The sequence below is a fragment of the Bartonella sp. CM120XJJH genome, from assembly GCF_042194715.1.
Taxonomy (GTDB): domain Bacteria; phylum Pseudomonadota; class Alphaproteobacteria; order Rhizobiales; family Rhizobiaceae; genus Bartonella.
The window spans coordinates 1-525 of the sequence record NZ_JBHINE010000167.1 but is presented as its reverse complement, the minus strand read 5'-3'; the positions used below and the strand labels follow the sequence as shown (position 1 = coordinate 525).

Sequence of the window (525 nt, the reverse complement as noted above, 5' to 3'; positions counted from 1 at the left end):
CCGTCTTGCTTCTTCACAAACGTAAAGATGAAGGTGCTCAATAGCTTTACTGTTATAGCATTCATGGACGCCGTCGCGAAATAAGCTTGGATGCTCTTTGAGAGATATATCTTTAAAACAAGCCCATGAAACTGCAACAAAAGGGCGTTCTGTTTTCCGTGAGGAACAAAATCCCATTAAAAAACGGAATAAACAAAAGTGTGAAGCAATAAGCAATCTCCATTATTTAAAAGATATTGCTCTAGATACTTTTGTACACGTTCCTATCATCGTTAAAATGCCTTCTTAAAGCACGACAGGAGGTGCTATAAAATGAGGGCTGTAAAATATATGGGACTTGGGAGGGGGTGAGAAGATGGTGTCCAATCAAAGCACTCTATCCTTACTTTTATAGGCTATGACTGGAAGAGAGAGTTGGAGAGACGATTTATAAACAAAGAGAAGTTGTTTTTAGGTTGCATGTCTTCAAGAAAAGACAGTGGTCGTGGTGATATTTACAAACAATAAATTTGATAAAATTTTACA

The 525-nt window shown here is 37.3% G+C and carries 1 protein-coding gene; it reads left to right on the top strand.

Annotation, left to right across the window (positions count from 1 at the left end):
- The first annotated feature begins 97 nt into the window (after window positions 1-97).
- Window positions 98-289, top strand: a complete 192-nt coding sequence (locus ACFIKU_RS10395; RefSeq protein WP_375610289.1) for a hypothetical protein — start codon at window positions 98-100, stop codon at window positions 287-289.
- The last annotated feature ends 236 nt before the right edge of the window (window positions 290-525 follow it).